The organism is Corallibacter sp. (genome assembly GCF_048381695.1).
GTDB classification, from domain to species: Bacteria; Bacteroidota; Bacteroidia; order Flavobacteriales; family Flavobacteriaceae; genus Corallibacter; species Corallibacter vietnamensis.
Genome location: NZ_JBLXHI010000031.1, coordinates 1 through 5169 on the forward strand (window position 1 = coordinate 1; position 5169 = coordinate 5169).

Below are 5169 nucleotides of genomic sequence, written 5' to 3' on the forward strand. Positions count from 1 at the left end.
AAAGGTTTCTACAAATACTGTTTCTTTAATTTTTCCTATAAAACCTATCAATATACCTCCAACAACAAAAACAGTTGTCATTTCAAGAAACCACCATTCTAACTGTGATACAACATAAATCATTACAACAAAAAATAAAAAGAGCAGTTATATTACAAGAAGCAAAACATAGTGACCATTGTCCAATTTTGCTAGAACTAGAAAACTAATAAACAACAATCCCAAATAAATAAAAAATGAAAAACACCTTTTTAACTTTCATGCTTTCAGCTTTTGTATTATCAAGTTGCGTATCACCAAAAGTGTATAAAGAACTAGAAAGTAAATATGCAGATTTAAAGAAAGAAAATAGATCTTTAAAAGACCAAAATAACGATTTGCTAAAAGCAAAAAATCAAGCTGAAAATGACTTAGCTTCATTACAAGCAAAATATGATGAAGCTGTAGCAAAACGTGACCAATTACAAGCAGATTTAGCAGCAACAAAAACAAACTATGATACATTAAAGGCATCTTATGACGCTTTAGAAGCAAATAGTAGTTCTGCAATTGCGGCAAACACAAAAAAGAATAGAGAATTATTATCGCAATTAGAAGCTAAAGAACAAGCATTAGCTACAGAAAACGCTAGATTAGAGCAGTTAAAAAAAGAACTAGAAGCAAGATCGCAACGTGTAGCAGATCTCGAGGCTATAATATCTGCAAAAGAAGCCGAAATGAATGCGTTAAAAGATGCTATTTCAAGTGCGTTAGTAGATTTTGAAGGTAAAGGTTTAACTGTAGAAAAGCGTAACGGAAAAGTTTATGTATCTATGGAAAATAAACTGTTATTCCAATCAGGTAGTTGGGCAGTAGGAACACAAGGTAAACAAGCAGTAAAGCAGTTAGGAACAGTGTTGGCAGATAATCCAGACATTTCAGTATTGATAGAAGGACATACAGATAATGATCCGTATTCTGGTAACGGAAACGTAAAAGACAATTGGGATTTATCCACTAAACGTGCTACAGCGATAGTTAACATTCTTCAAGAAAATAAAAACATCAATCCAGAAAGTTTAACAGCAGCAGGTCGTGGCGAGTATGCTCCGGTAGCAACTAATGACACAGCTGAAGGAAAAGCAAAAAACCGTCGTATAGAGGTTATTTTAACACCAAAATTAGACAAAATCACAGAGTTATTAAATAATTAGGGCGTTAACACACACTTCGACTACGCTCAGTGCAAGTGGTCGGGCTTTCGCAAGTCGCAATCAAAGATTTGCTTCAACAATTGCTTAACTACGAAGTAATCATTAATACGTTATTTTGAAATAAATAATAATGAATAATGAATAATCCCTTACGTGTCACACTGAGCGCAGTAGAAGAGCAGGCTTAAGCAAAGATTCTTTCACAAGAAGAGAATTAAAGTTTTTAGCTAACTTTCAGTAAAAATTTCTTAACAAACATTTAGACCTTTAGTTAAATTATTTAATTAAAGGTCTTTTTATATTTGTTAAAAAGTAAACTATCTAAAAAATGAAATATACAACGCTTCCAAACACAGATATAAAAGTGAGTAAAATTTGCCTAGGTACTATGACTTGGGGAAATCAAAATACGGAAGAAGAAGGTCATGCGCAATTAGATTATGCGTTAGAACAAGGCGTAAACTTTATAGACACAGCAGAGCTATATCCAGTACCTGCCGAAGCAAAAACACAAGGAAGAACTAGTGAAATAATAGGGACATGGCTTAAAAAAACAGGACATAGAGAAAAAGTTGTTATCGCATCCAAAATAGCTGGACCAGGAGATTATACAGCGCACATACGTACATCAGGATTTCAAAAAGGATCAATTAAAGATGCTGTTGAAAAAGAACTAAAACGACTTCAAACAGATTATATAGATGTATTTCAATTACATTGGCCAGAACGACAAACTAATACGTTTGGGGTAAGAGATTATAATCATAATCCAAATGACCAATGGGAAGATAATTTTAAAGACGTTTTAGAGCAGTTAGAGGCTGTAAAAAAAGAAGGGAAAATCCGTTTTGCAGGACTTTCTAACGAAAAAGCATGGGGAACAATGCGTTATTTAGAAGAGTCTAAAAAGCACAATTTAATAAGACCAATAACGATTCAAAATGCATACTCTTTAATTAACCGAGTTTTTGAAGGAGACATGGCTGAAATTTCTATAAGAGAAAATATAGGACTATTAGCTTATTCGCCTATGGCATTTGGTGTGTTATCTGGTAAATATATTAAAGGAACTGCAGGAGAAAACTCTAGATTAAAATTGTTTCCAAGATTTGCTAGATACAGTAGTGAAAATTCAACAATTGCAACAAAAAAATATCTAGAGCTAGCAGAAGCTAATAATCTTAGCTTAGCGCAAATGGCATTGGCTTTTGTTAATCAAAGACCATTTATAACTAGTAATATTATTGGAGCAACTAATTTAGAGCAACTTAAAGAAAATATTTCAAGCATTAATATTGAATTATCTTCAGAAATTTTAGAAAAAATAAATCAAATTCATTCCATAACACCTAATCCCGCCCCTTAATCGATAGTCGTTAAAGGATTAGTCGCTGTTTTCTTTTAAACGATAAATTAAAACATTTTATCTATATTAACTATTTAGGGCAAGTAGTAGTAGGTTTTTTTTAATAGCTTAGATGTTTCTAAAACTAAACATCTCATTAATTAATATGAAAAAAACTACTCTACTAATTTGTTTGATTGCTTTATTTTCGAGCATACAATCATTTTCACAAATTACCAGTTATCCTTACTCAGAAGATTTCGAATCTGGAGATGGTGGCTGGACAGCAAACGGTACAGGAACATGGGCTTTAGGAACACCAGCAGCTACTATCATAAATAGTGCGGCATCTGGTAGCAACTCATGGGTAACAAATCTAACTGGAAATTATAATAGTAATGAGGACTCTTTTGTAAGTAGTCCAATTTTTGATCTATCAACATTGTCATCACCAAGCATTGAAATGAGTATTTGGTGGGAATCAGAGTTTAGTTGGGATGGAACTGTATTACAGTCATCTATTGATGGTGGAGCAACATGGCAAAATGTTGGTGCTTTTGGAGACCCTAACAATTGGTATACAGATACTACAATTAATGGTAATCCAGGAGGGCAACAAGAAGGATGGACAGGACGAGATGGTACTGGGTCTAATGGATGGGTAACTGCACGTCATGCTTTAGTAGGCTTAGCAGGCGAAAGTAGTGTTCAGCTAAGAATAGCTTTTGGATCAGATGGATCTGTTCAAGATGAAGGATTTGCTTTTGATGATGTGTCTATTTTTGATGTGACATGCCCTGAGCCATTAAATTTATCGGTTACAACTTTAAGTGAGAGCACTGCAGATATAACATGGTTAGCAGGCGGATCAGAGACTGAATGGCAAATTTGGATACAACCAGCAGGAACAGGAGAGCCAACAACAGATGGTACAACAACATCGACTAACAATCCTTATCCAGCAAGTGGTTTAACACCAAGTACAGCTTATGAAGTTTATGTAAGAGCTGATTGTGATACCGATGGGTTTAGTAACTGGGTAGGACCAGTAAACTTCACAACGTTTAACACACCACCACCAGCACCAGTAGGTGTAACATGTTCTAGTGGAACATCAACATTTATCTTTACAGAAGATTTTGGAAATGATACAAACTATGTACCATCAGGATGGACAGGAACAACTTTTGTAGATAGTAATGGTAACTGGGATATTACAGGTGTAAGTGCAAACTCTTCAGGAACTGGTCCAGATGTTACATGGGATGGTAACGCAGGAACACATTTAGAATATGAAGCTTCAGGTAATACTACTAATGTGGCTTCAGCAATTACACCAGCAATTGATTTATCAACTGCAGTAGACGGTGCAGAGTTATCATTTTATATGCATGCGTTTGGTTCAAACATAGGAACTTTAAACGTGGGTGTATCTACGTCTGCAACAGGACCATTTACAACAGAATATACTTGGATAGGAGATTATCAAACCTCTGCTTCAGAAGCATGGGTACCAATAGGTATAAACTTAGATGCTTACTTAGGTCAAGTTGTTTATATAGAATTTAGTTATGTAGGAACAGGAGAGACTTGGGAAGGCGATATGGCTATAGACCAAGTAAGAGTAGAAACTTGTGGTAACTTTTGTGTAGCTCCAACAGGATTAGCAGTAGCAAATGTTACAGATACTACAGCAGATATTTCTTGGACAGCTAACAATGGAGAAACAGCTTGGGAAGTAGTTGTACAACCAGCAGGAACAGGCGTACCAACAGGAGCAGGAACAGCTGTAACAACAAACCCATATACTGCAACATTATTAAACTCGAGTACTGCTTATGAAGCATATGTATTAGCAGATTGTGGTAACGGTACAAGTGTTTGGGCAGGACCAATAAACTTTACAACATTAAACACACCACCACCACCACCGGTAGGTGTAACATGTTCTTCTGGAGGATCTACTTTTGTGTTTACAGAAACTTTTGGAGCAACTTCAGGAACAGCACCAGCAGGATGGACAGGAACTGGTTTTGATGGTTCTAATGGAAATTGGCGTATTACAACAGAAAACGGAAACTCGTTTGGAACAGGACCAAACGTAACATGGGACGGTAATGCAGGAGCGCACTTAGAATATGAAGCATCTGGTAGTGCTTCAGATATAGCTTCAGCTATTTCACCAGCAATAGATTTAACACCAGCAGTAGATGGCGCAGAGTTATCATTTTACATGCATGCATTTGGAGCAGACATGGGGACTTTAAATGTAGGTGTGTCTACATCTCCAACAGGTCCATTCACAACAGAATATACTTGGATAGGAGACTACCAAACAGACGCTACAGAAGCATGGGTACCAATAGGTATAAACTTAGATGCTTATTTAGGACAAGTAATTTATGTAGAATTTAGCTACGGAGGCGCAGGAACAGGATTTGAAGGTGATATCGCTATTGACCAAATACAAGTAGAAACTTGTGGAACGTTCTGTATTGCACCAACAAATTTAACAGCTTCAAATATTACAGCAACTTCAGCAGATATTTCTTGGACACCAAGTGGACCAGAAACACAATGGAACTATGTAGTACAACCAGCAGGAACAGGAACACCAACCTCAGGAACAAC

3 protein-coding genes and 1 pseudogene are annotated in these 5169 nt (G+C 36.0%); all 4 read left to right on the plus strand.

Annotated features, from left to right (window positions below; translation table 11 throughout):
* Nucleotides 1–122 precede the first annotated feature (122 nt).
* Nucleotides 123–209: pseudogene (locus tag ACN5J3_RS14365) on the plus strand (exodeoxyribonuclease III); the annotation flags it as partial.
* Nucleotides 210–236: 27 nt separating this feature from the next.
* Nucleotides 237–1193, plus strand: coding sequence for an OmpA family protein (locus ACN5J3_RS14370; RefSeq protein WP_418512180.1), 957 nt, complete (start codon nt 237–239; stop codon nt 1191–1193).
* Nucleotides 1194–1521: 328 nt separating this feature from the next.
* On the plus strand, nt 1522–2559 hold the full coding sequence (locus ACN5J3_RS14375; protein WP_418512181.1) for an aldo/keto reductase: 1038 nt from the start codon (nt 1522–1524) through the stop codon (nt 2557–2559).
* A 145-nt stretch (nt 2560–2704) separates the two neighbouring features.
* Nucleotides 2705–5169: fibronectin type III domain-containing protein (locus tag ACN5J3_RS14380; protein ID WP_418512182.1), on the plus strand; the 2465-nt coding region annotated here is incomplete at its 3' end.

Coding starts and splice junctions, on each gene's coding strand:
- ACN5J3_RS14370 (WP_418512180.1), top strand. CDS start 237: ATGAAAAACACCTTTTTAACTTTCATGCTTTCAGCTTTTGTATTATCA.
- ACN5J3_RS14375 (WP_418512181.1), top strand. CDS start 1,522: ATGAAATATACAACGCTTCCAAACACAGATATAAAAGTGAGTAAAATT.